The organism is Nonomuraea fastidiosa, from assembly GCF_042751225.1.
Lineage (GTDB): Bacteria > Actinomycetota > Actinomycetes > Streptosporangiales > Streptosporangiaceae > Nonomuraea > Nonomuraea fastidiosa.
In genome coordinates, this window is record NZ_CP170570.1 from 87,463 (window position 1) to 110,322 (window position 22,860).

The window sequence follows — 22,860 nt, forward strand, 5'->3', positions numbered from 1 at the left end:
ATCTCGTCGAAAAGCCAATGGGAATGTAACCGAAGGGTACCGGTGCGGGTCGCCGGGCTGCGAATCATCACCCGTTGGCCGATACGATTCGCCCACCTCAGTTGATTGACTACGGGAGGCAAAGCGGTGGCCACGGGCAAGGACCGGCAGAGGCAACTGGCACGCGAGCACTACGAGCGGCAGATGCAGCGCCGCCGGGAGCGTGAGCAGAAGGCCAAGCGCACCGCGATCATCGGCTCCACGGTGGGCGTGGTGGTCGTGGTCGGCGGCATCGTGGCCGCGGTCGCGTTGCTCGGGGGCAACGACCCTGGCACTGAGGCGGCCGCCTCGCCCTCCGCGTCCGCCGGGCAGACGGCCCAGGCGTCGGAGAGCACGGGGCCGAAGCCTTACGACGCGGCCACGGGCACGTGTGACTACGTCAAGGACACTTCCGGGAAGGTCAAGGACGTCGGCATGCCGCCGACGAAGGTGAAGACCGAGCCGGCCACGAAGAAGATGACGATCTCCACAAATTTGGGGGACATCGTGGTCGAGCTGAACAATGCCAAGGCTCCGTGCACGACCAACTCGCTGGAGTTCCTGGCGAAGAAGAAGTACTACAACGGCAGCAAGTGCCACCGGCTCGGCAACGATCAGTTCCCCATGTTGCAGTGCGGTGACCCGACCGCCAAGGCCGACGGCAAGAGCCAGGACGGATCCGGTGGTCCCGGTTACCGCATGGCCGAGGAGAACCTCGAAGGAGCCCAGTACAAGCGCGGTGTGATGGCGATGGCCAAAACCTCCGCGCCGGGCACCACGGGCAGCCAGTTCTTCCTCGTTTACGGCGACATCGGACTCACCCCGGATTACACACCTGTGGGTACGATCACCAAGGGTCTGGACATCCTGGACAAGGTGAACAAAGCAGGCGTGATCAACGACTCGGGAGACGGGACGGGAGCACCTAAGCAAACCGTCGAAATCAAAGACGTGACAATCGCCGGCAAGAGCTGACGTAATACAAACTAGGGACGAAGTAGTCCCGAAGGGTCTGATGGATAGTGCGGGAGGACACGGTGAGCACCGACCCGTGGGGCCGGGTAGACGACGACGGCACCGTCTACGTGCGTACGGCTGAGGGAGAACGGGCCGTCGGCTCCTGGCAGGCCGGTGAACCCGAAGAGGCACTGGCCTACTTCCATCGCAAGTACGACGAGCTGGCCGGCCAGGTCCAGCTCCTCGAACAGCGCGTCAGGGGCACCGACCTCGCTCCGGCCCAGGCCGAGGCCAGCATCGCCAAGCTGCGCGAGGCCGTGGCCGACGCCCACGCCGTCGGCGACCTCGATGCCCTGACGGCCAGGCTCGACGGGTTGAGCGAGCTGGTGGTCCAGCGCCGCGAGGAGATCAAGGCGGCCCGCGAGCGCGCGCGGGCCGAGGCCAGGGCGGTCAAGGAGCGCATCGTCGCCGAGGCCGAGCGCATCGCCGAGGAGACCACCCACTGGAAGTCGGGTGGCGAACGGCTGCGCCAGCTCGTCGAGGAGTGGAAGGCCGCCGACCGCATCGACCGGGCCACCGAGGCCGTGCTGTGGAAGCGGCTGTCGGCGGCGCGCACGGCGTTCGCCAAGCGGCGCAAGGCGTACTTCGCGGGGCTCGACGAGCAGCGCGAGCAGGTGCGCGCCGCCAAGGAGCGCATCGTCGCCGAGGCCGAGGCGCTGGCCGACTCCACCGACTGGGGTCCCACGGCGGCCATCTACCGCGACCTGATGCAGCAGTGGAAGAGCGCGGGGCGTGCCTCGCGCGAGGCCGAGGACGAGCTGTGGGCGCGCTTCAAGGCCGCCCAGGACCAGTTCTTCCAGGCCCGCTCCGCGGTGTTCGCCGAGCGCGACGCCTCCCTGGCCGCCAACGCGGTGGTCAAGGAGCAGCTGCTCGCCGAGGCCGAGAAGATCCTCCCGGTCACCGACGTCCGCGCGGCCAGGACCGCCCTGCGCAGCATCCTGGAGCGCTGGGAGGCCGCCGGCCCCGTGCCGCGCGACCAGCGCGACCGGCTCGAGGGCGGCCTGCGCCGGGTGGACGAGGCCGTGCGCAAGGCCGAGGAAGCGGAGTGGAAGCGCTCCAACCCCGAGGCCAGGGCGCGCGCGCAGAGCGCCGTCGACCAGCTGCGCACCTCCATCGAGCAGCTGGAGAAGCGCCTGGACAAGGCGCAGGCGGCGGGCCGGGTCAAGGACATCAAGGAGACCGAGGAGGCCCTGACCGCACGCCGCTCCTGGCTGGCCGAGGCGGAGCGCACGCTGGCCGAGTTCAGCTGATCCCGGCGCGGAGCCCTGGCGGGGCCGGCTGAACTCGATCTCGCCGAGCCCGGCACGGAGCCCTGGCGGGGCCGGCTGAACTCGATCTGGCCGAGCCCGGCACGAGGCCCTGGCGAGGGCCTCATCGCCGATCTCGCCGAGCCTTGGAGAGGCCTCATCGCGGGCCTTCATGCGGGCCGCCGTCGCCGAATCGGGCGGCGTGCGACGGGGCCCGCGATCTAGGCTGTGCGGCATGGATCCCGTGACCGCCGCGCGCGCCTTCGTCGAGGAGACGTTCCCCGGCGCCCTGTACGCCTTCGTCGGCGGCAGCGTGCTCACCGAGCGCCGCACCAGCACCTCCGATCTGGACATCATCGTGGTGCTCGACGGCCTCGACCGTCCCTATCGCGAGAGCCTGCGCTGGCGTGAATGGCCGATCGAGCTGTTCGTGCACAGCGAGACCAGCCTGACGGCCTACATCGAGCGGGACTTCGCGGTGCGCAAGCCGACGCTCGCCCGCATCTGCTCCGAGGGCGCGGTGCTGACCGACAGGACCGGCGGCCGGGCCAGCGACCTGCAGGCGGAGCTGGGCGAGCGGGTCTCGGCCGGCCCCGGCGGGCAGCGTGCCGACCAGTCGGAGCGGGCCCGCTACGTGCTGTCGGACCTGCTCGACGACCTCGCGGGCGCCACCGATCCCGGCGAGCGTGCGTTCATCTCCTGGGAGCTCGTGCAGGCCACCGCGGTCACGGCGCTCGGGCTGGCGGGCAGGTGGCAGGGCACCGGCAAGTGGCTGCTGCGCGAGCTGCGCGCCCACGACCCTGAGCTGGCCGACGAGCTGCTGAAGGTGCACGACGACCCGGAGAAGCTGACCGCGGTCGCCTCAGGCGTGCTCGAACGGGCCGGAGGGCGCCTCTGGGAGGGTTACCGGGCCCAGGGTGACCCGTTCCACCAGACCCTGCGTCACGTGCCCGCAGGAGAGCTCTCGGGCGAGACGGCGCAGAGCGCGGGCATGCGCAGGCTCGCCGCCGTCAGCGGCGCCACCACCGGCTCGTCGCGGCTGTGGATGGGGCAGACGCACGTCCCGCCCGCCACCCGTTCCTCCGACCACCACCACGGGGCCTCCGAGACCGGCATCTACGTCGTCTCCGGCACGCCGTCGTTCGTGTTCCTTGAGGACGGCAGGGAGCGGCGCATCGACGCGCGGCCCGGCGACTACGTGTTCGTGCCGCCGTACGTTCCGCACCGCGAGGAGAACCCCGACCCCGCGCAGGAGGCGGTGGTGGTGATCGCGCGCAGCACGCAGGAGGCGATCGTGGTCAACCTGCCCGGCCTGCACGCCCGCTGACCCCCGTACGCGCACCCTGGACGGCCGGCCCCGGCGGAAGGCGGCGCGCTCGCCGGCGAAGGCCACGCGCCCGGCCGGCCGCCGCGCGCCTCGGCACGCCGCCCGGCGAGGCCGTCAGTTGCCGGCGCCGCTCACCCGGTAGACGTCGAAGACGCCCTGGATGCTGCGCACCGCCTTGAGCACGTGGCCCAGGTGCTTGGGGTCGCCCATCTCGAAGGTGAACTTGCTGATCGCCACCCGGTCGCGCGAGGTCGTGACCGAGGCGCTGAGGATGTTGACGTGCTGGTCGGACAGCGTGCGGGTGACGTCGGACAGCAGCCGGGGCCGGTCGAGCGCCTCGACCTGGATGGCCACCAGGAACACGCTGTCGTCGCTCGGCGACCAGCTCACCTCGACCAGCCGGTCGGGCTGCGCCCGCAGCTGCTGGACGTTGGTGCAGTCGCTGCGGTGGACCGACACGCCGTGGCCGCGGGTGACGAAGCCGACGATCTCGTCGCCGGGCACGGGCGTGCAGCACTTCGACAGGCGTACCCAGACGTCGGCGTCGCCCGCCACCACCACGCCGGCGCCGCCACCGCCGCGCGGGCGGCCGCGCAGCCGGGTGGGCAGCGAGGTCTCGGCGATGTCCTCTTCGGCGCTGTCGACGCCGCCGATCGAGGCCACCAGCTTCTGCACCACGGCCTGGGCCGCGATGTGGCCCTCCCCCACCGCCGCATACAGCGCGGAGACGTCGGGGTAGCGCAGGTCGCGGGCCAGCGCCAGCAGCGCCTCGCCGGACATCAGCCTTTGCAGCGGCAGGCCCTGCTTGCGCATGGCCCGGCCGATGGCCTCCTTGCCCGCCTCGATCGCGGTCTCGCGGCGCTCCTTCGAGAACCACTGCCGGATCTTGTTACGGGCCCGGCCCGACTTGACGAACTTCAGCCAGTCGCGCGACGGCCCCGCATCCGGCGACTTGGAGGTGAAGATCTCGACGGTGTCGCCGTTGCCGAGCCGCGACTCCAGCGGCACCAGCCGCCCGTTGACACGGGCGCCGATGCAGCGGTGGCCCACCTCGGTGTGCACCGCGTAGGCGAAGTCGACCGGCGTGGCGCCCTCGGGCAGCGCGATGACCTGGCCCTTGGGGGTGAAGACGTAGACCTCGGAGACCGACAGGTCGAAGCGCAGCGACTCCAGGAACTCGCCCGGGTCGGAGGTCTCCTTCTGCCAGTCGAGGAGCTGGCGCAGCCAGGCCATGTCGCTGCCCGGCTTGACCTTGCCCGTGGGCCCGGAGCCGACCTCCTCCTTGTACTTCCAGTGCGCGGCCACGCCGTACTCGGCCCTGTGGTGCATCGCGTGGGTGCGGATCTGCAGCTCCACCGGCTTGCCCTCGGGACCGATCACCGTGGTGTGCAGCGACTGGTACATGTTGAACTTGGGCATCGCGATGTAGTCCTTGAACCGGCCTGGCACCGGGTTCCACCGGGCGTGGATGGTGCCGAGCGCGGCATAGCAGTCGCGTACGGAGTCGACCAGCACGCGGATGCCCACAAGGTCGTAGATGTCGTCGAAGGCGACATCGCGGGCGATCATCTTCTGGTAGACCGAGTAGTAGTGCTTCGGCCGGCCCTTGACGACCGCGCGGATCTTCGCCTCGCGCAAGTCGCCGGAGACCTTCTCGATGACCTCCTGCAAGAACAGGTCGCGGCGCGGCGCCCGCTCCGACACCATGCGCGCGATCTCGTCGTAGCGCTTGGGGTAGAGCATGGCGAAGGCCAGGTCTTCGAGCTCCCACTTGATCGTGTTCATGCCCAGGCGGTGGGCGAGCGGGGCGAAGATCTCCAGCGTCTCGCGCGACTTCTGGTGGCGCTTGTGCTCGGGGAGGTAGCGCATCGTGCGCATGTTGTGCAGCCGGTCGGCCAGCTTGATGATCAGTACGCGGATGTCGCGCGACATCGCCACGACCATCTTGCGCACGGTCTCGGCCTGCGCGGCGTCGCCGAACTTGACCTTGTCGAGCTTGGTGACACCGTCGACCAGGGACGCGATCGTGTCGCCGAAGTCGCCCCGCAGCTCGTCGAGTGAGTAGGCGGTGTCCTCGACGGTGTCGTGCAGCAGCGCCGCGCACAGCGTCTCGTCGTCGGTGCCGAGCTCGGCCAGGATCGTCGCGACGGCCAGCGGGTGGGTGATGTAGGGGTCACCCGACTTCCGCTTCTGGTCGCGATGGTGATAGGCGGCCACGTCGTAAGCACGCTCGATCAACCGCAGGTCCGCCTTGGGGTGCGTAGCGCGGACCGTACGGAACAGCGGCTCCAGCACCGGGTTCATCGCCCCACCCCCAAATCGCCTGCGGCGCACCGACGGCACACCGGGCGTCTCCGCGTTGCCGGAGTCGGTTACGTCGGGCGCGACCACATCACGGGGCACACAGACTCCTCACGCAGTGGCTCCTCACGTTCGAGTCCAGATCCCCCCAGTGTATCCAGGCAGCGAACCTGGGCCTGCGCGGGCGGGCTCAGACGGTCACAAGGGAGTGCAACCGCTCTCCCTGGAGGCGTTCGCGTCCCTTGAGGAAGGCCAGCTCCATCAGCACGGCGATGCCGACGACGTCGGCTCCGGCCCTCCTCACCAGCTCCACGGTGGCCTTCGCGGTGCCGCCCGTGGCCAGCACGTCGTCGACCACGAGCACCCGGTCGCCGGGCGCGAACGCGTCGCGGTGCACCTCGATGACCGCGGAGCCGTACTCCAGATCGTAGGACTCCTCGAGCGTGGCGGCGGGCAGTTTCCCCTTCTTGCGCACCGGCACGAACCCGGCGCCCGCCCGGTAGGCCACCGGAGCGGCGAGGATGAAGCCGCGCGCCTCGATGCCCACGATCTTGTCCACCTGGTGCAGCCCGGCGAGCTCGTCCACCACGGCCGCCATCGCCACCGGGTCGGCGAGCAGCGGGGTGATGTCCTTGAACAGGACCCCCGGCTTGGGGTAGTCCGGCACGTCCCTGATCCGGTCCAGGATCATCGTGCGCAGCTCCGTCATGGTCGTCCTTTCTCACCGGGCCGTGTGCCGCGCTCCATGATGGTGCATATCGGGCCATGACACGTACCCGGAGCGCTCAGAAGCCCGCCTGACCCGCGGCCGGACGAACGGAAGCGCCCCCGCCCCTGCAAGGGGCGAGGGCGCTCGTGAGCCCGTCGTGCCGGACGGCTAGCTCTTGGCTACGGCCGCGCTTTTGTGGCCCTTCTTGCCGCCTCCGGTGGAGGCCAGGCGCTTGGCGATGGCCTGGTACTTCGGCTCGCGCTCCTTCAGCGTCACCAGCAGCGGCGTGGCGACGCACAGCGAGGAGTACGTACCGACGATCATGCCGACGAACAGGGCGAGCGACAGGTCCTTCAGCGTGCCCGCGCCGAGCAGCGTGGTGCCGATGAACAGGATCGCCGCCACCGGCAGGATCGCGACCAGCGAGGTGTTGAGCGACCGGATCAGCGTGTGGTTGAGCGCGTCGTTGGCCGCCATCGAGTACGTCTGCTTCGAGGTGTGGCCCAGCTTGGCCGTGACCTCCTTGATCATGTCGAACACCACGACCGCGTCGTAGAGCGAGTAACCGAGGATGGTCAGGAAGCCCAGCAGAGTGGCCGGGGTGACCTCGAAGCCCGACCAGGCGTAGATGCCGGCCGTGATGACGAGGTCGTGGAAGAGCGCGACGATCGCGGCGAAGGCCATCTTCGGCTCGAACGCCATCGACAGGTACAAGATGATCGCCAGCATGAACACGGCCAGGCCGATCCACGCCTTCTGCGACACCTCACCGCCCCAGGACGGGCCGATGGCCTGGATGCTGACCTGATCGGTCGGGACGTTGAAGTCCTTCGCGATCGCGCTCTGCACCTGCGAGCGCGTGCTCTCCTCCAGGCTTTCGGTGGTCGCCCGCCAGCCGTTCTCACCGGCCTGCTGGACGATCACCTGGTGCGCGCCCTGGTCCTGGACGGTGGCGCGCACCTGCTCGACGGTGGCGTGCTGGGCCTTGAACGAGAAGATCGTCCCGCCCTTGAACTCCACGCCCAGGTTGAGGCCGTGGAGGATGAGACCGGCCAGCGACACCGCGAGCAGCAGGCCGGACAGGCTGTACCACAGGCGCCACTTGCCGACGAAGTCGACGTCGATCTCGCCGCGATAGAGGCGACGTCCCAGTCCCATGTCAGGCCTCCTGCGGAGTGGTCTTGTGGCCGGTGGAAGGCACCTCGCTCATGCGCTCGGAGTCGAGCCCCGACAGCGGGTGGCCCTTGGCGAAGAACTTCAGCCGCGCCAGCAGGGCGATGAACGGCTTGGTGAACAGGAACACCACCAGGATGTCGATCAGCGTGGTCAGGCCCATCGCGAACGCGAAGCCGGCCACACCGCCCACCGCCAGGAAGTACAGCACGATCGCGGCGATGAACATGACGGCGTCGGCGATCAGGATCGTGCGGCGGGCGCGGACCCAGGCCACCTCGACGGCCGCCCGCAGCGAGCGCCGGCCCTCCTTCATCTCGTCACGGATGCGCTCGAAGTAGACGATGAAGGAGTCGGCGGTGATACCGATGGAGACCACCAGACCGATGATGTGCGGCAGGGAGAGCCGGAAGTTCGCGTTGTGGCCGAGCACGACCACCGCCGTGTACGTCAGGATCGTCGCCACCACGAGGCTCAGCACCGCCACGATGCCCAGGCCCCGGTAGTAGAGCATGCTGTAGATGACCACCAGCACCAGGCCGATGAGGCCGGCGATGAGACCGCCCTCGAGCTGGTCCTGGCCGAGCGTCGAGGAGACGGTGTCGACGGAGCTGCGGTTGAACTTCAGCGGCAGCGCGCCGTACTTGAGCTGGTCGGCCAGGGTGGTGGCGCTGGCCTGGTCGAAGCCGCCGGTGATCTCCGCACGGCCGCCCGGGATCGGGCTGATGATGTTGGGGGCGGTGATGACCACGCCGTCGAGCACGACCGCGACCTTGTTGCGCGGCTCGGGCGAGTTGTAGGCGGCGGTGGTGAGCTTGCTCCACTCGCCGGCGCCCTTGCTCTTGAAGTCGAGCTGGACGACCCACTCGGTGGTGCCCTGGCGGACGCCCGCGGAGGCGGTGTCGATGTCGGTGCCGACGACCTTGGCGACGTCGAGGACGTACTTGAAGCTGCCGTCGCTCTCACACGCGGCGTACTGCTTGTTGGGGTCGTCCTGGACGCCCTGGCCGCGGTTGGCCGGGTCGGCGCAGTCGAGCTTGTTGAACTGCTCGAGCACCTGCGGGTCGATGCCCGTGGTGTCGATGTTCGGGTTCGTGATGGCCGGCGTGCTCGCGGTCGGGGAGGCCGACGGCGTGGCCTTGGCGTTCTGGCCCCTGGTGTTCTGCGCCCTGGTGTTCTGCGCCTTGGCGTCGCCGTTGTCCTGCTCGCCGGGGTCCTGTTGCCGGGCTTGGTCATCGCCTTGGGCCGACTGTCCGTCCTTTTGCCCGTCACCGGACTCCGTGGATCCCCGTGGCGCACCCGCCGACGGGGCCGTCGTGGGGGACAGCAGTGCGGACGAAAGCGCCTTGCCGGTCGGGGACGCGCTCGGGGTGGCGGCCGACTGCGACGGCCTGGCGGACTGCTTGCCGCTCGGCTGAGCCGAGGGGCTGCCGGACGGGCTGGGCGTCGGCGGGTTCGTGGCCAGGTCGGCGGGCGGCTGCGTGGCCTCCATGGCCAGCACCTGGCGGAAGCGCAGCTCCGCGGTCGTCGCGACCAGTTTGATGGCCTCGTCCTGGCCCACGCCCGGGATGGAGATGATGATGTTGTCGCCGGACTTGGCGACCTCGGCGTCGGAGATGCCTGTGCCGTTGACCCGGTCGCGGATGATGTTGACCGCCCGGTCGAGGATCTCATCGGGCGGCGCCGCGTTGTTCTGGGTCACCGGGGACAAGGTCACCGTCGTGCCGCCCGCTAGGTCGAGCCCCAGCTTGGGCGTGTACGCCTTCTGCAGGAACATCGTCCCGCCCAGGGCGAGGATGAGTGCCAGCAGCACGAGGAGCGTTCGCCCCGGTCGGCTGTGGCGGCTGGTCGGTCGGGCCACTGGTCGTCAGTTCTTTCAGATAGAGGTTTAGGCAGAGCTTAGTCAGGACTTCTTGGTGCTGGAGTCCTGGTCACCGTTGGGCTCCGCGGTGCCGTCGGACTCCTTCTTGCCTTCCTCGCCGAGCTCGGCCTGGTCAGCGGCCTGCTCGTCCGCCGGGGCGTCACCGGGGGCGACGACACGGCCGATGGCGGCCTTCACCCAACGGGTCTCGACACCCGGCGCGACTTCGAGGATGACGTCCTCATTGTCTATCGCGGTGACGGTCCCGAACAGTCCGGTCGTGGTCATGACGCGGGTGCCGGGCGTCAAGGAGTTCTGCATCTGGATCGCCTCTTGCTGGCGCTTGCGCTGAGGGCGGATCAGCAGGAAGTAGAACACCACCACCAGAAGAATCAGCGGCAGGATGCTTCCGAGTTGTTCCATAAGGGGCGACCTTCCATAGTCGTACAAGGAGTTGACACCGGCCCCGCGCCGGAAATTCCGTGCGTTGCGTCGGGCCGCGCCGCTCAGCCCGTCAGCCTACACAGCCAGCCAAGCCACGGAGTGTAGGCGCTTGTTGATAAAGGCGGCAACGAAGCAGCGTTTCGGCACGCGGGGAAGTTCCCATATTGAAACGGTTGCAACCGATTCGTGATCAGTCGAAAAGCGACGCTCCGAACGCATCGGGCGGAGGCTCCATCCCCAGGTGGACCCACGCCGCCGCGGTCGCCACCCGTCCGCGCGGGGTCCTCGCCAGCAGACCCTGGCGTACGAGGAACGGCTCGGCCACCACCTCGACCGTCTCCGGCTCCTCCCCCACCGCCACCGCCAGCGTGGACAGCCCCACCGGTCCGCCGCCGAACTTGCGCAGCAGCACGCCAAGCACCGCCCGGTCGAGCCGGTCGAGGCCCTCGCCGTCCACCTCGTAGAGGTTGAGCGCCGCCGAGGCCACGTCGCGGTCGATGACGCCGTTCGCCCGTACGTCGGCGAAGTCGCGCACCCGGCGCAGCAGCCGGTTGGCGATGCGCGGCGTGCCCCGCGAGCGGCGGGCGATCTCGTGCGCGCCCTCGTCCGGCAGCGTGACGCCGAGCAGCTTGGCCGACCGGTGCAGCACCTGCTCCAGCTCGGCGACCTCGTAGAAGTCCATGTGGGCGGTGAAGCCGAACCTGTCGCGCAGCGGCGCCGGCAGCAGCCCCGCCCTCGTCGTGGCGCCCACCAGCGTGAACGGCGCGATCTCCAGCGGGATCGCGGTCGCCCCCGGCCCCTTGCCGACGACGATGTCCACCCGGAAGTCCTCCATCGCCATGTAGAGCATCTCTTCGGCGGGCCTGGCCATCCGGTGGATCTCGTCGATGAACAGCACCTCGCCCTCGGTCAGCGTGGACAGGATCGCCGCCAGGTCGCCCGCCCGCTCCAGCGCCGGGCCCGAGGTGATGCGCAGCGGGGCGTTCAGCTCGGCCGCGATGATCATGGCCAGCGTGGTCTTGCCCAGGCCGGGCGAGCCGCTCATCAGCACGTGATCCGGCGGACGCCGCCTGCGCAGCGCGCTCTCCAGCACCAGCGACAGCTGCTCGCGTACGCGGCTCTGGCCGATGAACTCGCTGAGGCGCTTGGGTCTGAGCGCGGCCTCGATCTGCAGCTCGTCGCCACCGGCGGCGGGCGAGAGGATCTCATCCCGCTCGTACCCCATGCCTGCGCCTCCTCTCTTCCATCGGCTTCACGGTCATGTGTGCAGTCGGCCCTGCGCTTGGTCGCCGCGCCGACTCGACGGCCAGTCGCCGCCGCGGCTCTTTCCCGGGCTCTCGCGACTTCCCGGCCTTGTGCGGCCGCTGGATTGGCGGCCCCTTCACCACCGACCGGACGTCTCCGCGATCGCCTCGGACCGCCACGATCTCACGTATCACCGACAACCGCTCCCTCGTGCCCCGCAACCACCCGGTACGGGCAGTGCGCGGAGCGGGCGTTACGGACGCCGAGCACGCAGCAGACGGCGCGAGCGCCGAGCGGACCGTAAGGGCTGTGGGCGCTGCGGACGCCGTTCCCGCGGTACGTGCTTCGGGCTGCACGCGGGCCACGGGCGCCGCAGGCCCCGCGCGGGTCTCGAGGGCCGGGCGGGGCGCAGCGGCCGTCGGCGCTGCGAAGGCCGGACGCGCGCTCCGCACCGTACGAATCGGCGGACGGCAGAGGGCGGTCGGGTGGGTCATCGGACGCTCAGGGAGCGGAGGGCTGCCTTCAGGAGGGCGGCGATCTGGGGCTGGCGGCCGGCGGCGATGTCGGCCTCCGCCTCCGGCTCGATGGCGGCGATGGCCTCGTCGGCGTCCTTGCTGGAGTAGCCGAGCCCCACCAGACCCGAGTGGACCTGCTCGCGCCACACCGCCGCGCGGCGGTCGCCGTTGAGCGCGGCGTTGACCGTCTCCTCCGGGGTGCCGAGGCGGTCTTTGAGCTCCAGCACGATGCGCTGGGCGCCCTTCTGCCCGATGCCCGGCACCTGGGTGAGCGCCTTGAGGTCGGCGCTGGCGACGGCCATCCGGAGCGCGTTGGGGCTGTGCACGGCGAGCATCGCCAGCGCCAGCTTGGGACCGACGCCGCTGGCCGTCTGGAGCAGCTCGAAGACGGCCCGCTCGTCGTCGGTGGCGAAGCCGTACAGGGTGAGCGACTCCTCGCGCACCACGAGCGACGTGGCCAGCCGGGCCTCCTCGCCCACCCGGAGTGTGGCGAGCGTGCTCGGGGTGCAGTGGGTGAGGATGCCGACGCCGCCGACCTCGATCACGGCCCCGTCGGGGGCGATCGCCGTCACCTTGCCCGTCACCGACGCGATCACGCTCGGCCTCCCGTCTCCGTCACCACTGTCAGCACCGTCACTGTCAGCACCGTCACTATCAGCACTGCCACTGTCAGCACCGCCACTGTCAGCACTGCCACTGTCAGCACTGCCACTGTCAGCACTGTCACGCCTGGTCCCCTGTCATAGCGCAGATACGCCCTCTCCCCCGCCCCCGCCACGCCGATCGCGACCCGCAGGCCTCGATACGGCTCGTTGCACAACCGGCTCGCGGACCTAACCCGATTCGTCGCGCAGCCCGCTCGCTCGCGGTCTCATGGACGCTTGCGACCGGCCGGAGGGCGTGGCCTCTCGGAGCGGATGCGGCTGCCTCGCAGAGGGCGGTGGTCCGCCGGGCCCGGCCTGTCGTCATCGGCGGGGGTTTCTGGCCTTGGCCAGGGCGTCGGCGAGGCGGTGCTGGGCGCCGCCGCGCCAGACGTGGCAGATGGCCAGCGCGAGGGCGTCGGCGGCGTCGGCGGGCCTGGGCATCTCGGTGAGCCGCAGCAGGCGGGTGACCATGGCGCCGATCTGCTTTTTGTCGGCCGTGCCGCTGCCGGTGATGGCGGCCTTGACCTCGGACGGCGTGTGCAGCGCCACCGGGAGGCCGCGCCGGGCCGCGCACAGGACGGCGATGCCGGCGGCCTGCGCGGTGCCCATCACCGTGCGTACGTTGTGCTGGCTGAAGACGCGTTCGACGGCCACCGCGTCGGGGCGTACGTCGTCGAGCCACTGCTCGATGCCGGCCTCGATGCCGACCAGCCGCGCCCCCAGCTCCTCGTCGGCGCCCGTGCGGACCACACCCACGGCCACGAGCGTCAGCGGCGCTCCCGGGCGCCCTTCGACCGCGCCCAGGCCGCACCGGGTCAGCCCCGGATCGACGCCCATCACCCGCACCGGCATGCCCTCCCGAGACCGCGCCGCCGAACACCTGTTCGGCACGAGACTTTACCGTGACCGGAGAGGGCGCGCACCGGGAAGCGAGAGTCAGAAGTAGTCCAGCATGTACGGCTTGGCGGCGAAGGCCGCGTCGAGCGCCTCGTCATATCGGTCATCTCCGGACATGAGACCGCTGAGCCGCAGCGTCGAGGAGGGGACACCGGCGTACAACGCGGACAGGCCGTTCACTGAGAGCGTGACGCCGGGCTCGTCGCACGGAGTGGCGGTGCCCGTTCCGCCGGAGATGTCCAGCCGCCAGGTGCCTCCGCCGCGCACCGGGTCGTCCACGGTCACCACGGCCTGGCAGCTCGCGTGCGCCGGATAGCCCCTGCGCTCGACGGCGGCGGCCACGTCGAGCACCCTGAACATCCACCGCACCTGCGTGACCCGCTCCTTCGAACGCTCGCGCAGCATCCACAGCACCGGGTCGTCGGGCGCCACGGCGGCGACGACCTCGCGGGCCACCGAGGAGGCGCTGCCGATCAGCCCCCACAGCGCGCGCAGGGTGCCGGACGAGCCGGCGACGACGTTCTCGACCTCCATGTCGTCGCCCTTCCAGCGGTAGATGGCGTAGCCGTCGTCGGCCAGGTAGAGGAAGTCGTCCTCGTTGGCGAGCCACAGGTTCCAGGTGTCCTCGCCGTAGGAGACGGGGCCGCTGGCGCGGGTCGCGCCGTGGACGCGGTGCAGCACCGAGATCAGCTCGGCGGCGTCGCCCGGCCCCATCCTGCGCAGCTTGACGTGGCCGGACGGGCGGATCTCGCGCAGCGCCTCGGCGGGCAGGCGGATGAGGTGCCGCGCGCCCGCGTGTTCGTACCCGAGCTTGCGGTAGATGGCGGTGGTGGCCGGGTAGAGCGCGGAGACCGCGTCGCCCAGCGCGGCGGCGCGCTCGATGACGGCTCGCATGATGCCGGTGCCGACGCCGCGACCACGGTCCTCGGGGGCGACGGTGACGCCCGCGACGGCGGCCATCGGCTGGGGCCTGCCGTGCCACCACTGGGTGAAGCGGCGCAGCCTGGCCGAGGCGGCGAGCCGGTCGCCGTCGAACATCCCCAGGTAGCGCCGCTCGGCCAGGGCGGGCAGCACGGATTTGCGCCACTTCTCCTTGCCGCTCTCGCTCACCGGACCGAACGCCCGGCGGCGCAGGTCGATGACGTCGTCGAGGTCGTCGGGCGTTATGTCGCGTATTTCCACAATCAGCAACCTACGGAACGGCCTTGCGTACGCGCGAACCGGCCGTCGTGACGGTGAGCCTGTCGAGGTAGAGGAGCTGGGCGGCCACCAGGGCGGCCAGCGCGACGGCCACCACGAGCAGCGGCGTCGCGCCCCCGATGTCGACCGCCACCCGGGCGTGGGTCCCCGCCTCGATCATCTGGGCGACCGGGGCGGTGTGCAGCTCAGGCTTCTGGACGACGAGCAGCGGCCAGAGCACATCGTGGGCGTTCACCAGCGTGACGGCGCCGGTCAGGATGCCCGCCATGGGCAGCGAGGGCAGGAACACGCCGGAGAAGAAGTCGCGGTCGGTGCGTTCCGCGAGGCCCTTGCACAGCAGGGTCAGCACGAGCAGCGCGGGGACGCTCACCAGCAGCGGCGGTATCAGGGCCGCGAAGGTGTCGATGAGGCCGAGGCTGCGGGCGTTGTGCCAGTTGGCGACGCTGAGCGGGCCCGAGCCGACGAACAGCCAGGGCGCGAAGATCAGCAGCAGCCACTCGCTGGCCCGGCCGAGCGGGCGCAGACCGCCGATGCCGAGCGCCGCGAGGTACGCCACGCCCACCGAGACCAGGGCGCCGACGAGGGCCGGGAGCCAGGTGTTGATCTGCGTTCGCAAGGTGCCGGCCTCGCCCGCCCTGGAGGCGAGCGCGCCGTCCATCCACGGCCAGGTGAGCAGGAACGCGGCCACCGCGGCCGCCGCTAACGCGGCGATCCCGATCGCCATGCCCGCCGGCGCCGGACTCGTTCGCTTCTGTCCGGCCTCCACGACCTGCTCGCCGGGCGAGGCGGCCTGTCCCTGTCCGGTCCACGCGGCCTGTCCCTGTCCGGTCCACGCGGCCTGTTCCCGTCCTGCCCGCGCGGGCTGACCGCCGCCCTGCAGGTAGGGGGACGGCTGCCCGTCCGGGGGGCCGTACGCGCCCGCCCCGCCATCATGACCGGCGGCCGGTTGATGTCCGTAGCCGGCCGCCGCGCCCACTGCCATGGGAACGGCCGTGCCCTTCGCGCCGAGGAGCCGGCCGGTGCGTCCTTGCGCGTCAGCGTGATGCGCAGGCCGGAGGCGACCGCGATCACCGTGGCGGCGATGCCCAGCACGCCCAGGACGGCCCCCGTGAGCGTCGCCACGGCCGCACCGAGGCCGAACTGGGCCTCCCTGAAGGCGTAGTCGTACTGGAGCCCTGCGAGCGTCTGTGTGGCGCGCTGAGCGCCGGTGAGCACCTGCCCCAGGGCGAACGTCTGCAGCCCGGCCGCGACGACGGCCAACGCGACGAGGACGCCCACCACGACCGCCGCCGCTCTCGGGGTGCCGCCGCGCAGCGCGGGCAGGAACGCGATCACGGCCAGCGCGCACACGAGCCCGAACGTGGCGGCGGCCACGATGAGCCGGAGCGCTCCAGGCGCGGTGGCGGGGTCGCGCAGCTCCTGAGCCAGGGCGACCAGGCCGGACGACTCGGGCAGCAGCCCGCGCAGCCAGGACGTGGCCACGGCCACCGGCGAGAACGTGACCACCGCCAGCGACAGCAGCACCCGCCCGGCGCGCCGCACCCACGTGCCCGCCCGGTCGAGTGCCAGGGCCAGCAGCGGGCCCACCACCAGCGCCACCAGCAGCGGGAAGCCGATCAGGGACACCGTGAGCCCCAGCGCCCGCCAGGAGGCGTCGTCGCCGAACAGCTTGGCGTAGTTGGCGGTCCCCGCGTACGAGATCTCGCGGAGCACGCCGCCGCTCTGGAAGCTGAGCCAGATCGTCTGCGCGGTCGGCAGCACGAGCGTGATGAGGGTGCCGACCAGAGCCGGTAAGACGAGCAGCAAGCCGAGCGCCCTGGCGCCGGTCCGAGGGGGAATGGGGGAACTCACGTCGCCCGACCCTACGCGGCCGGGCCTCTCCCGCGCACGCGACACATGCGGCAACGACCATCGGCCGTCAGCGAAAACAACGCGGCGCGCCGTCCGTCCGCGTACGGAACGCGGCCCGCTCCTTCCGGGCGTCCCGACCGGAATGCGCACGCCTCTGCAGGCGGCCCACCTCTTCGAGGGCGTCCCGACCGGAACGCGGCCCGCTGCCGCCGTACGGAACAGGGCCCGGCGGAAACACCACCGGGCCCTGTCGCGACGATCAGTCGAGGGCGGCGAGCACCTCGTCGGAGACGTCGAAGTTGGCGAAGACGTTCTGCACGTCGTCGCTGTCCTCCAGCGCCTCGATGAGGCGGAAGACCTTCTTGGCCCCCTCCTCGTCGAGCGGCACGGTCATCGAGGGCACGAAGCTGGACTCGGCCGAGTCGTAGTCGATGCCGGCGTCCTGGAGGGCCTTGCGCACCGGCACGAGGTCGCCGGCCTCGCAGATCACCTCGAAGCTCTCGCCGAGGTCGTTGACCTCCTCGGCGCCCGCGTCGAGGACGGCCATGAGCACGGTGTCCTCGTCGAGCCCGTCGGTCTTGGGGACGATGACGACGCCCTTGCGGTTGAACATGTAGGAGACGGACCCGGGGTCGGCAAGGGAGCCGCCGTTGCGGGTGAGCGCGACCCGGACCTCGGACGCGGCGCGGTTGCGGTTGTCGGTGAGGCACTCGATGAGCACCGCGACGCCGCCGGGCGCGTAACCCTCGTACATGATCGTCTGGTAGTCGGCGCCGCCGGCTTCGAGACCGCCGCCGCGCTTGCGCGCCCGCTCGATGTTGTCGTTGGGCACGGAGTTCTTCTTCGCCTTGAAGATGGCGTCGAAGAGGGTGGGGTTGGCGTCCGGGTCAGGGCCACCGGTCCGTGCCGCCACCTCGATGTTCTTGATGAGCTTGGCGAACAGCTTGCCGCGCTTGGCGTCGAGTGCGGCCTTCTTGTGCTTCGTCGTCGCCCATTTTGAGTGGCCGGACATTTACCTAGAGCTCCCTCACCATGTCTACGAAGTAACGGTGCACGCGTACGTCCCCGGTGAGCTCGGGGTGGAACGACGTAGCGAGCAACGGACCTTGACGGACCGCGACGATCCTATCCCCAGGCTCGCACCTGCCCAGCACTTCGACGTCCGAGCCGACGGATTCGACCCAGGGAGCGCGGATGAACACCGCGTGCACCTGCTGTCCGGCGAAGTCGAGGTCGGATTCGAAGGAGTCGACCTGGCGGCCGAACGCGTTGCGCCTGACCACCATGTCGATGCCGCCGATGGTCTGCTGACCTGCGACGCCGTCCTCGATGCGGTCGGCCAGCATGATCATGCCGGCGCACGAGCCGTAGGCGGGCATGCCTTCCTTGACGCGGACGCGCAGCGGTTGCAGCAGGTCGAAGCTCTCGGCGAGCTTCCACATGGTGGTCGACTCGCCGCCGGGGATGACCAGGGCGTCGACCGCGTCCAGCTCGGCGGGGCGGCGTACGGCGACGGCCGTCGCGCCGGCCTCCTGAAGCATGCGCTGATGCTCGCGCACGTCTCCCTGGAGGGCGAGCACACCGATCGTGGGCACGGGCGATCCTTTCATCCGGGCACGGGTTTCCGACAATTCAACACCAGAACGGCCCGCCGTCTTCCGACGGGGGCCGTTCGAGAGGCGTTGCGCGGGGTCAGGCCGTAGTGGCCATGACGGCGTCACGGGAGGTCAGGCCGTAATGGCCGCGGCGGCGGCGCCCGGGGTCAGGACGTGGCGACCGGGGCGGCGTCGCGCACGCCGAGATCGGCGTCGACCTCGATCAGCGAGCGCAGGTGGTGGCGGCGCAGGTAGAGGACGGCCATGCCGATGAGACAGCAGGCGGCGCCCAGCGCGTACGGCACCGCGACCCCCACGTCCTCGCCGAGCTTGGTGGCGATGAACGGGGCCAGCGCGCCGCCCATCCAGCGCACGAAGTTGTATCCGGCGGAGGCGACGGGCCTGGGCGCGTCGGAGACCTCCATGGCCGACTCGGTGAAGACCGTGTTGTTGAGCCCGATGGGGACGCCGGTCAGGACGGTGAAGGCGATGACCCCGGCCTGCCAGGAGCCCTCGTACGCGGACAGGCCGATGCCGAGCTGGAAGACGGCGAGCAGGGCGAGCGACAGGTGCAGCACCTTCACCGAGCCGAGCCTGCGCTGCAGCGGCGGCGCGCCGAACACCGAGGCGAGCGCGACGCAGACGCCCCAGCCGAAGAAGACCGCGCCGATGCCGTACGGCGACATGCCGAGGATGAACGGCGTGAAGGCGAGCACGGTGAAGAACGCGAAGTTGTAGAACAGCGCGGTGAAGGCCGTGGTGGACAGCCCGCCGTGGGCGAGCGCGCGGATCGGGGCGCTGAGCCGGGTCTTCTCCCGCGGCCGTGGCGTGGCCTTGAGCAGGGTGAGGATGAGGACGAGGCCGGCGGCCATGAGCGTGGCCGTGCCGAAGAACGGGGCCCGCCAGTTCCAGTCGCCGAGCAGGGCGCCCACCAGAGGTCCTGCGGAGATGCCGAGGCCGAGCGCGGCCTCGTACAGGATGATGGCCGACTCCGCGCCGCCGCTGGCGGCGCCGACGATGACGGCGAGCGCGGTGGCCACGAAGAGAGCGTTGCCGAGGCCCCAGCCGGCGCGGAAGCCGACCAGCTCGGCGACGCTGGTGGAGGTGCCCGCGAGCGCGGCGAACACCACGACGAGCGCGAGCCCGGCGAGCAGGGTGCGCTTGCCGCCGATGCGGCTGGAGACCCAGCCGGTGACGAGCATGGCCACGGCGGTGACCAGGAAGTAGCTGGTGAACAGCAGGGAGACCTGGCTCGGGGTGGCGTTCAGCCCCTGGGCGATGGACGGGAGGATGGGATCGACGAGCCCGATCCCCATGAAGGCCACGACCGCGGCGAACGCGGTGGCCCAGACGGACATGGGCTGGCGAAGGATGCCGCCGCCGGTTTGCATACTGCTCCTTGGCTGCTTACGAGCGGCCGAGCCTGCCCAGGACGGGCAGCGCGGCCGCGAGTGCGGAACGCTCGTCGTCGGTGAGCGCCTCCAGTTCACGGGTCAGGCGGGCGATCCTGGCCTGGCGTCCGGCGTGCAGCCGTTCGCGGCCTTCGGTGGTCAGCTCGACCGTCCTGACGCGGGCGTCGTCCGGGTCGGTGCCGCGGGCGACGAGACCGGCGTCTTCGAGCCGGTTGATCTGCACGGTCATGGTCGGCAGCTGGACGCCGTGCTCTTCGGCCAGCGCGGTCATGCGCCTGGGGCCGCGTTCGAGCGAGGCGAGCACGCCGAGCTGCTGGCTGGTGACCGGCTGTCCCGCGACGGTGCGCCGGAGCAGGAGCACCAGGTCGCGGAGCACGGCTGAGACCTGTTCTGCCAGGTGAGAGGGATCGTCCTGCATGGACGGTGAACAAACTTAGCCTGGCTAATATTCCGGACGAAAGCGGCCCGGCCCCTGGTCGGGGGCCGGGCCGCGAGGGTGCACCGAGCCGGGGAAGGCGGCCCGGCATCGGGGGTGGTGTTAGGGGCGCTCGGTCTCCAGGCGGACGGTGTCCTCGATCGTGGGCGGCTGGATCCGCAGCGCCGGGTCGAGCGGCCGCAGGTACGTCTGCTGCACCCCCGGCACCCGGTCCTCGATGACGAACGTGGCGCGGGTGTAGACCTCGGCGCCCGGCGTCTGGACGCGCGGCACGACCTTGAAGTCCGCCGTGAGCAGGTCGCGCTCGATCTTGGTGAGCACGTAGCCGCGCTGGTTGTTGTAGAACTTCAGGTGCGGGTTGATCTTCAGGAACGGGTGCGCCGCGGGGTCGGAGTCGGCGCCGTCGCCGCCCGAGGTGATCGACGTGGTCACCAGCTCCGAGCCCACGCTGGGCCCGGTCGGGTCGTCGTAGTCGAGCTTGAGGTCGCCGGCCCAGTGGGCGTGCACGTCGCCGGTGAGCACGACGGGGTTGCGCACCTTCGCGTCGATCCAGCCCTGGGTGATGCGCTGCCGGGAGGCGACGTAGCCGTCCCAGGCGTCCTGCGAGGTGACCTTGGCGGGCCCCTCGTTGTTGTCGCGCTGGCCGAAGAAGACCTGCTGGCCGATGATGTCCCACTGCGCCCGCGACGTGTGGAAGCCCTCGATCAGCCACTCCTCCTGCTCCTGGCCGGTGATGGAGCGCGCGGGATCGACCGAGTCGGGGCACTCCTTGTAGCCGTCGCCGCAGCCCTGGTCGTCGCGGTACTGGCGGGTGTCGAGCATGTGGAAGGTGGCCATCCTGCCCCAGCGGATGCGCCGGTAGAGCTGCATGTCCACGCCGCGCGGGATGGAGGTGCGGCGCAGCGGCATGTTCTCGTAGTACGCGCGGAAGGCGGCCGCGCGCCTTTGCATGAAGTCCGGCTGGGGGATCTCGGGCTTCTCCGGCACCTCGCCGGCCCAGTTGTTGTCCAGCTCGTGGTCGTCCCACACGACCAGCCAAGGCGCGGCGGCGTGCGCGGCCTGCAGGTCGGGGTCGGTCTTGTACTGGGCGTGGCGCTGGCGGTAGTTGGCCAGGGTCTCGGTCTCGGGGCCCTCGTGGTGGCGGACGTTGCCGCCGGGGATCGTGTAGGAGTTCTTGGTGTACTCGTACTGGTAGTCGCCGAGGTGCAGCACCAGGTCGGGGTGCTCTTCGGCGAGGCGGCGGTACGCGGTGAAGTAACCGTGCTCGTACTGGGCGCAGGAGACGAAGGCCATGGCCAGGGCGCCGCCGTACGACAGGGGGTGCGGGGCGGTGCGGGCGCGGCCGAGCGGCGAGACGTACGGCCCGACGCGGAAGCGGTACCAGTACTCGCGGCCGGAGCTCAGCCCCTGCACCTCGACGTGCACGCTGTGGCCCCATTCCGGGGCGGCGACGGCCACGCCGGAGCGCACGACGCGGCGGGCCCGCTCGTCGGCGTAGATCTGCCACTGCACGGTGAAGGGCCGCTGCGGCATGCCGCCGAGGCCGTCCTCGGCGAGCGGCTCCTGGGCGAGCCTGGTCCACAGCACGAAGCCCTCGTGGTCGGGGTCGCCGCACGCGACGCCGAGGGTGAAGGGATCGGTGCGCAGCCCGCGCGAGGCCAGGCTCTGAGCGGTCTCGGCGGCCGGGCCGGGGCCGGCGTGCGCGGCGGCGGGGGTGACGCCGGGGATGGCCGAGGCGGCGCCCGCCGCTAACCCCGTGACGAGGAAGTGCCTGCGGTTCAGCTTGGACACTGGGGGCTCCTTGACGATCAAGGGTGAGGACCCCCGTAGCTTGACCGAGCAGCGTGACCGTTCGGTGAACACGGATCAACAGAAAAGGCGACATCCTTCGCGGATGCCGCCTTTCCGAGATCTTCGTCGCCGCGCGTGCCGGTCACCCGGAGGTGATCGTCTCACGCCCGCGGGTCACGCCTGCGGCGCCCCGCCGAGGGGTCTACCAGCCGCGCTCGGCCAGGCGGTGCGGCTGCGGGATCTCGTCGACGTTGATGCCGACCATGGCCTCGCCCAGGCCGCGCGAGACCTTGGCGATGACGTCGGGGTCGTCGTAGAAGGTGGTGGCCTTGACGATGGCCGACGCCCGCTTGGCCGGGTCGCCCGACTTGAAGATGCCGGAGCCCACGAACACGCCCTCGGCGCCGAGCTGCATCATCATCGCGGCGTCGGCCGGGGTGGCGATGCCGCCCGCGGTGAACAGCACGACCGGCAGCTTGCCGGTCTTGGCGACCTCGGCGACCAGCTCGTACGGGGCCTGCAGCTCCTTGGCCGCGACGTACAGCTCGTCCTCGGGCAGCGAGGTGAGCCGCTTGATCTCGGCGCGGATCGTGCGCATGTGGGTGACGGCGTTGGAGACGTCGCCCGTGCCGGCCTCGCCCTTGGAGCGGATCATGGCCGCACCCTCGGTGATGCGGCGCAGGGCCTCGCCCAGGTTGGTGGCGCCGCACACGAACGGCACGGTGAACTGCCACTTGTCGATGTGGTTGGCGTAGTCGGCCGGGGTCAGCACCTCGGACTCGTCGATGTAGTCGACGCCCAGCGACTGCAGGACCTGGGCCTCGACGAAGTGGCCGATGCGGGCCTTGGCCATGACGGGGATCGACACGGCGTTGATGATGCCCTCGATCATGTCGGGGTCGCTCATCCTCGACACGCCGCCCTGCGCGCGGATGTCGGCGGGCACGCGCTCGAGGGCCATGACGGCCACCGCGCCGGCGTCTTCAGCGATTTTGGCCTGCTCGGGGGTGACGACGTCCATGATGACGCCGCCCTTGAGCATCTCGGCCATGCCGCGCTTGACGCGCGCGGTTCCGGTGACGGGGGTGCTTTCTGGCGTGCTGCTGGACACGGTCATCCTCACGGGCTCTCAACGGCGATTCTGTAAGTTATCAACCCCATCGTAGGTCCTGAACGA

The 22,860-nt window shown here is 70.6% G+C and carries 20 protein-coding genes; 3 read left to right on the top strand and 17 right to left on the bottom strand.

The genetic code is table 11. The features are described from left to right. Nucleotides 1-126: 126 nt before the first annotated feature. The 3 genes from ACFMQL_RS00365 (at nt 127) to ACFMQL_RS00375 (ending at nt 3,609) form a co-directional block, all read left to right on the top strand. On the top strand, nt 127-993 hold the full coding sequence (locus ACFMQL_RS00365; RefSeq protein ID WP_364065977.1) for a peptidylprolyl isomerase: 867 nt from the start codon (nt 127-129) through the stop codon (nt 991-993). Nucleotides 994-1,055: 62 nt separating this feature from the next. Next, on the top strand, nt 1,056-2,285 hold the full coding sequence (locus ACFMQL_RS00370) for a DUF349 domain-containing protein (RefSeq protein ID WP_364065980.1): 1,230 nt from the start codon (nt 1,056-1,058) through the stop codon (nt 2,283-2,285). Between the two features lie 232 nt (nt 2,286-2,517). Continuing rightward, nucleotides 2,518-3,609 carry a cupin domain-containing protein gene (locus tag ACFMQL_RS00375; protein WP_364065982.1) on the top strand — a complete coding sequence of 364 codons (1,092 nt, stop codon included), beginning with the start codon at nt 2,518-2,520 and terminating at the stop codon, nt 3,607-3,609. A 114-nt stretch (nt 3,610-3,723) separates the two neighbouring features. Here the strand turns inward: ACFMQL_RS00375 and ACFMQL_RS00380 are convergent, their stop codons facing one another. From ACFMQL_RS00380 to pdxS, 17 genes are all read right to left on the bottom strand, one after another. Further along, a complete protein-coding gene (locus ACFMQL_RS00380; RefSeq protein ID WP_364066685.1) occupies nt 3,724-5,913 on the bottom strand; it encodes a bifunctional (p)ppGpp synthetase/guanosine-3',5'-bis(diphosphate) 3'-pyrophosphohydrolase in 2,190 nt (729 codons plus the stop codon). A gap of 187 nt (nt 5,914-6,100) precedes the next feature. Further along, nucleotides 6,101-6,619, bottom strand: a complete 519-nt coding sequence (locus tag ACFMQL_RS00385; RefSeq protein ID WP_364065985.1) for an adenine phosphoribosyltransferase — start codon at nt 6,617-6,619, stop codon at nt 6,101-6,103. A gap of 168 nt (nt 6,620-6,787) precedes the next feature. After that, nucleotides 6,788-7,777, bottom strand: a complete 990-nt coding sequence (gene secF, locus ACFMQL_RS00390) for a protein translocase subunit SecF (RefSeq protein ID WP_364065987.1) — start codon at nt 7,775-7,777, stop codon at nt 6,788-6,790. 1 nt (nt 7,778) lies between these two features. Further along, on the bottom strand, nt 7,779-9,605 hold the full coding sequence (gene secD / locus ACFMQL_RS00395) for a protein translocase subunit SecD (RefSeq protein WP_364065990.1): 1,827 nt from the start codon (nt 9,603-9,605) through the stop codon (nt 7,779-7,781). A gap of 90 nt (nt 9,606-9,695) precedes the next feature. Then, nucleotides 9,696-10,076 (bottom strand): preprotein translocase subunit YajC, encoded by a 381-nt coding sequence (gene yajC, locus ACFMQL_RS00400; protein WP_364065993.1) that lies wholly within the window; start codon nt 10,074-10,076, stop codon nt 9,696-9,698. Between the two features lie 211 nt (nt 10,077-10,287). Then, nucleotides 10,288-11,322 (bottom strand): Holliday junction branch migration DNA helicase RuvB, encoded by a 1,035-nt coding sequence (ruvB, locus tag ACFMQL_RS00405; RefSeq protein ID WP_364065996.1) that lies wholly within the window; start codon nt 11,320-11,322, stop codon nt 10,288-10,290. A 510-nt stretch (nt 11,323-11,832) separates the two neighbouring features. Then, complete coding sequence (ruvA, locus tag ACFMQL_RS00410; protein WP_364065999.1) at nt 11,833-12,453, bottom strand: Holliday junction branch migration protein RuvA; 621 nt, start codon at nt 12,451-12,453, stop codon at nt 11,833-11,835. 369 nt (nt 12,454-12,822) lie between these two features. Beyond that, a complete protein-coding gene (gene ruvC / locus ACFMQL_RS00415; RefSeq protein ID WP_364066687.1) occupies nt 12,823-13,347 on the bottom strand; it encodes a crossover junction endodeoxyribonuclease RuvC in 525 nt (174 codons plus the stop codon). A gap of 90 nt (nt 13,348-13,437) precedes the next feature. Continuing rightward, nucleotides 13,438-14,580: a GNAT family N-acetyltransferase gene (gene eis, locus ACFMQL_RS00420; protein ID WP_364066002.1), complete on the bottom strand. Its 1,143-nt coding sequence runs from the start codon at nt 14,578-14,580 to the stop codon at nt 13,438-13,440. A gap of 10 nt (nt 14,581-14,590) precedes the next feature. Then, the gene (locus tag ACFMQL_RS00425; protein ID WP_378784072.1) at nt 14,591-15,322 is read right to left on the bottom strand and encodes a hypothetical protein; all 732 of its coding nucleotides are present in this window, start codon (nt 15,320-15,322) and stop codon (nt 14,591-14,593) included. Then, nucleotides 15,298-16,449, bottom strand: coding sequence for a hypothetical protein (locus ACFMQL_RS00430; protein WP_378784074.1), 1,152 nt, complete (start codon nt 16,447-16,449; stop codon nt 15,298-15,300). The genes ACFMQL_RS00425 and ACFMQL_RS00430 overlap by 25 nt, the downstream gene beginning before the upstream one ends. A gap of 259 nt (nt 16,450-16,708) precedes the next feature. Then, a complete protein-coding gene (locus tag ACFMQL_RS00435) occupies nt 16,709-17,461 on the bottom strand; it encodes a YebC/PmpR family DNA-binding transcriptional regulator (protein WP_364066007.1) in 753 nt (250 codons plus the stop codon). Nucleotides 17,462-17,465: 4 nt separating this feature from the next. After that, a complete protein-coding gene (gene pdxT, locus ACFMQL_RS00440; protein WP_364066010.1) occupies nt 17,466-18,059 on the bottom strand; it encodes a pyridoxal 5'-phosphate synthase glutaminase subunit PdxT in 594 nt (197 codons plus the stop codon). 152 nt (nt 18,060-18,211) lie between these two features. Beyond that, a complete protein-coding gene (locus ACFMQL_RS00445; RefSeq protein ID WP_364066012.1) occupies nt 18,212-19,402 on the bottom strand; it encodes an MFS transporter in 1,191 nt (396 codons plus the stop codon). 49 nt (nt 19,403-19,451) lie between these two features. Then, on the bottom strand, nt 19,452-19,832 hold the full coding sequence (locus ACFMQL_RS00450; RefSeq protein WP_378784076.1) for a MarR family winged helix-turn-helix transcriptional regulator: 381 nt from the start codon (nt 19,830-19,832) through the stop codon (nt 19,452-19,454). A gap of 162 nt (nt 19,833-19,994) precedes the next feature. Further along, nucleotides 19,995-21,683, bottom strand: a complete 1,689-nt coding sequence (locus ACFMQL_RS00455; protein WP_364066018.1) for an alkaline phosphatase D family protein — start codon at nt 21,681-21,683, stop codon at nt 19,995-19,997. Between the two features lie 202 nt (nt 21,684-21,885). Then, on the bottom strand, nt 21,886-22,800 hold the full coding sequence (gene pdxS / locus ACFMQL_RS00460; protein ID WP_364066689.1) for a pyridoxal 5'-phosphate synthase lyase subunit PdxS: 915 nt from the start codon (nt 22,798-22,800) through the stop codon (nt 21,886-21,888). Nucleotides 22,801-22,860 lie beyond the last annotated feature (60 nt).

Excerpts from the sequence above, each read along its gene's own strand:
- ACFMQL_RS00375 (WP_364065982.1), top strand. The coding sequence starts at position 2,518 with ATGGATCCCGTGACCGCCGCGCGCGCCTTCGTCGAGGAGACGTTCCCC.
- ACFMQL_RS00380 (WP_364066685.1), bottom strand. The coding sequence starts at position 5,913 with ATGAACCCGGTGCTGGAGCCGCTGTTCCGTACGGTCCGCGCTACGCAC.
- ACFMQL_RS00385 (WP_364065985.1), bottom strand. The coding sequence starts at position 6,619 with ATGACGGAGCTGCGCACGATGATCCTGGACCGGATCAGGGACGTGCCG.
- secF (WP_364065987.1), bottom strand. The coding sequence starts at position 7,777 with ATGGGACTGGGACGTCGCCTCTATCGCGGCGAGATCGACGTCGACTTC.
- yajC (WP_364065993.1), bottom strand. The coding sequence starts at position 10,076 with ATGGAACAACTCGGAAGCATCCTGCCGCTGATTCTTCTGGTGGTGGTG.
- ruvB (WP_364065996.1), bottom strand. The coding sequence starts at position 11,322 with ATGGGGTACGAGCGGGATGAGATCCTCTCGCCCGCCGCCGGTGGCGAC.
- ACFMQL_RS00425 (WP_378784072.1), bottom strand. The coding sequence starts at position 15,322 with ATGGCGATCGGGATCGCCGCGTTAGCGGCGGCCGCGGTGGCCGCGTTC.
- ACFMQL_RS00435 (WP_364066007.1), bottom strand. The coding sequence starts at position 17,461 with ATGTCCGGCCACTCAAAATGGGCGACGACGAAGCACAAGAAGGCCGCA.
- pdxT (WP_364066010.1), bottom strand. The coding sequence starts at position 18,059 with ATGAAAGGATCGCCCGTGCCCACGATCGGTGTGCTCGCCCTCCAGGGA.
- ACFMQL_RS00445 (WP_364066012.1), bottom strand. The coding sequence starts at position 19,402 with ATGTCCGTCTGGGCCACCGCGTTCGCCGCGGTCGTGGCCTTCATGGGG.
- pdxS (WP_364066689.1), bottom strand. The coding sequence starts at position 22,800 with ATGACCGTGTCCAGCAGCACGCCAGAAAGCACCCCCGTCACCGGAACC.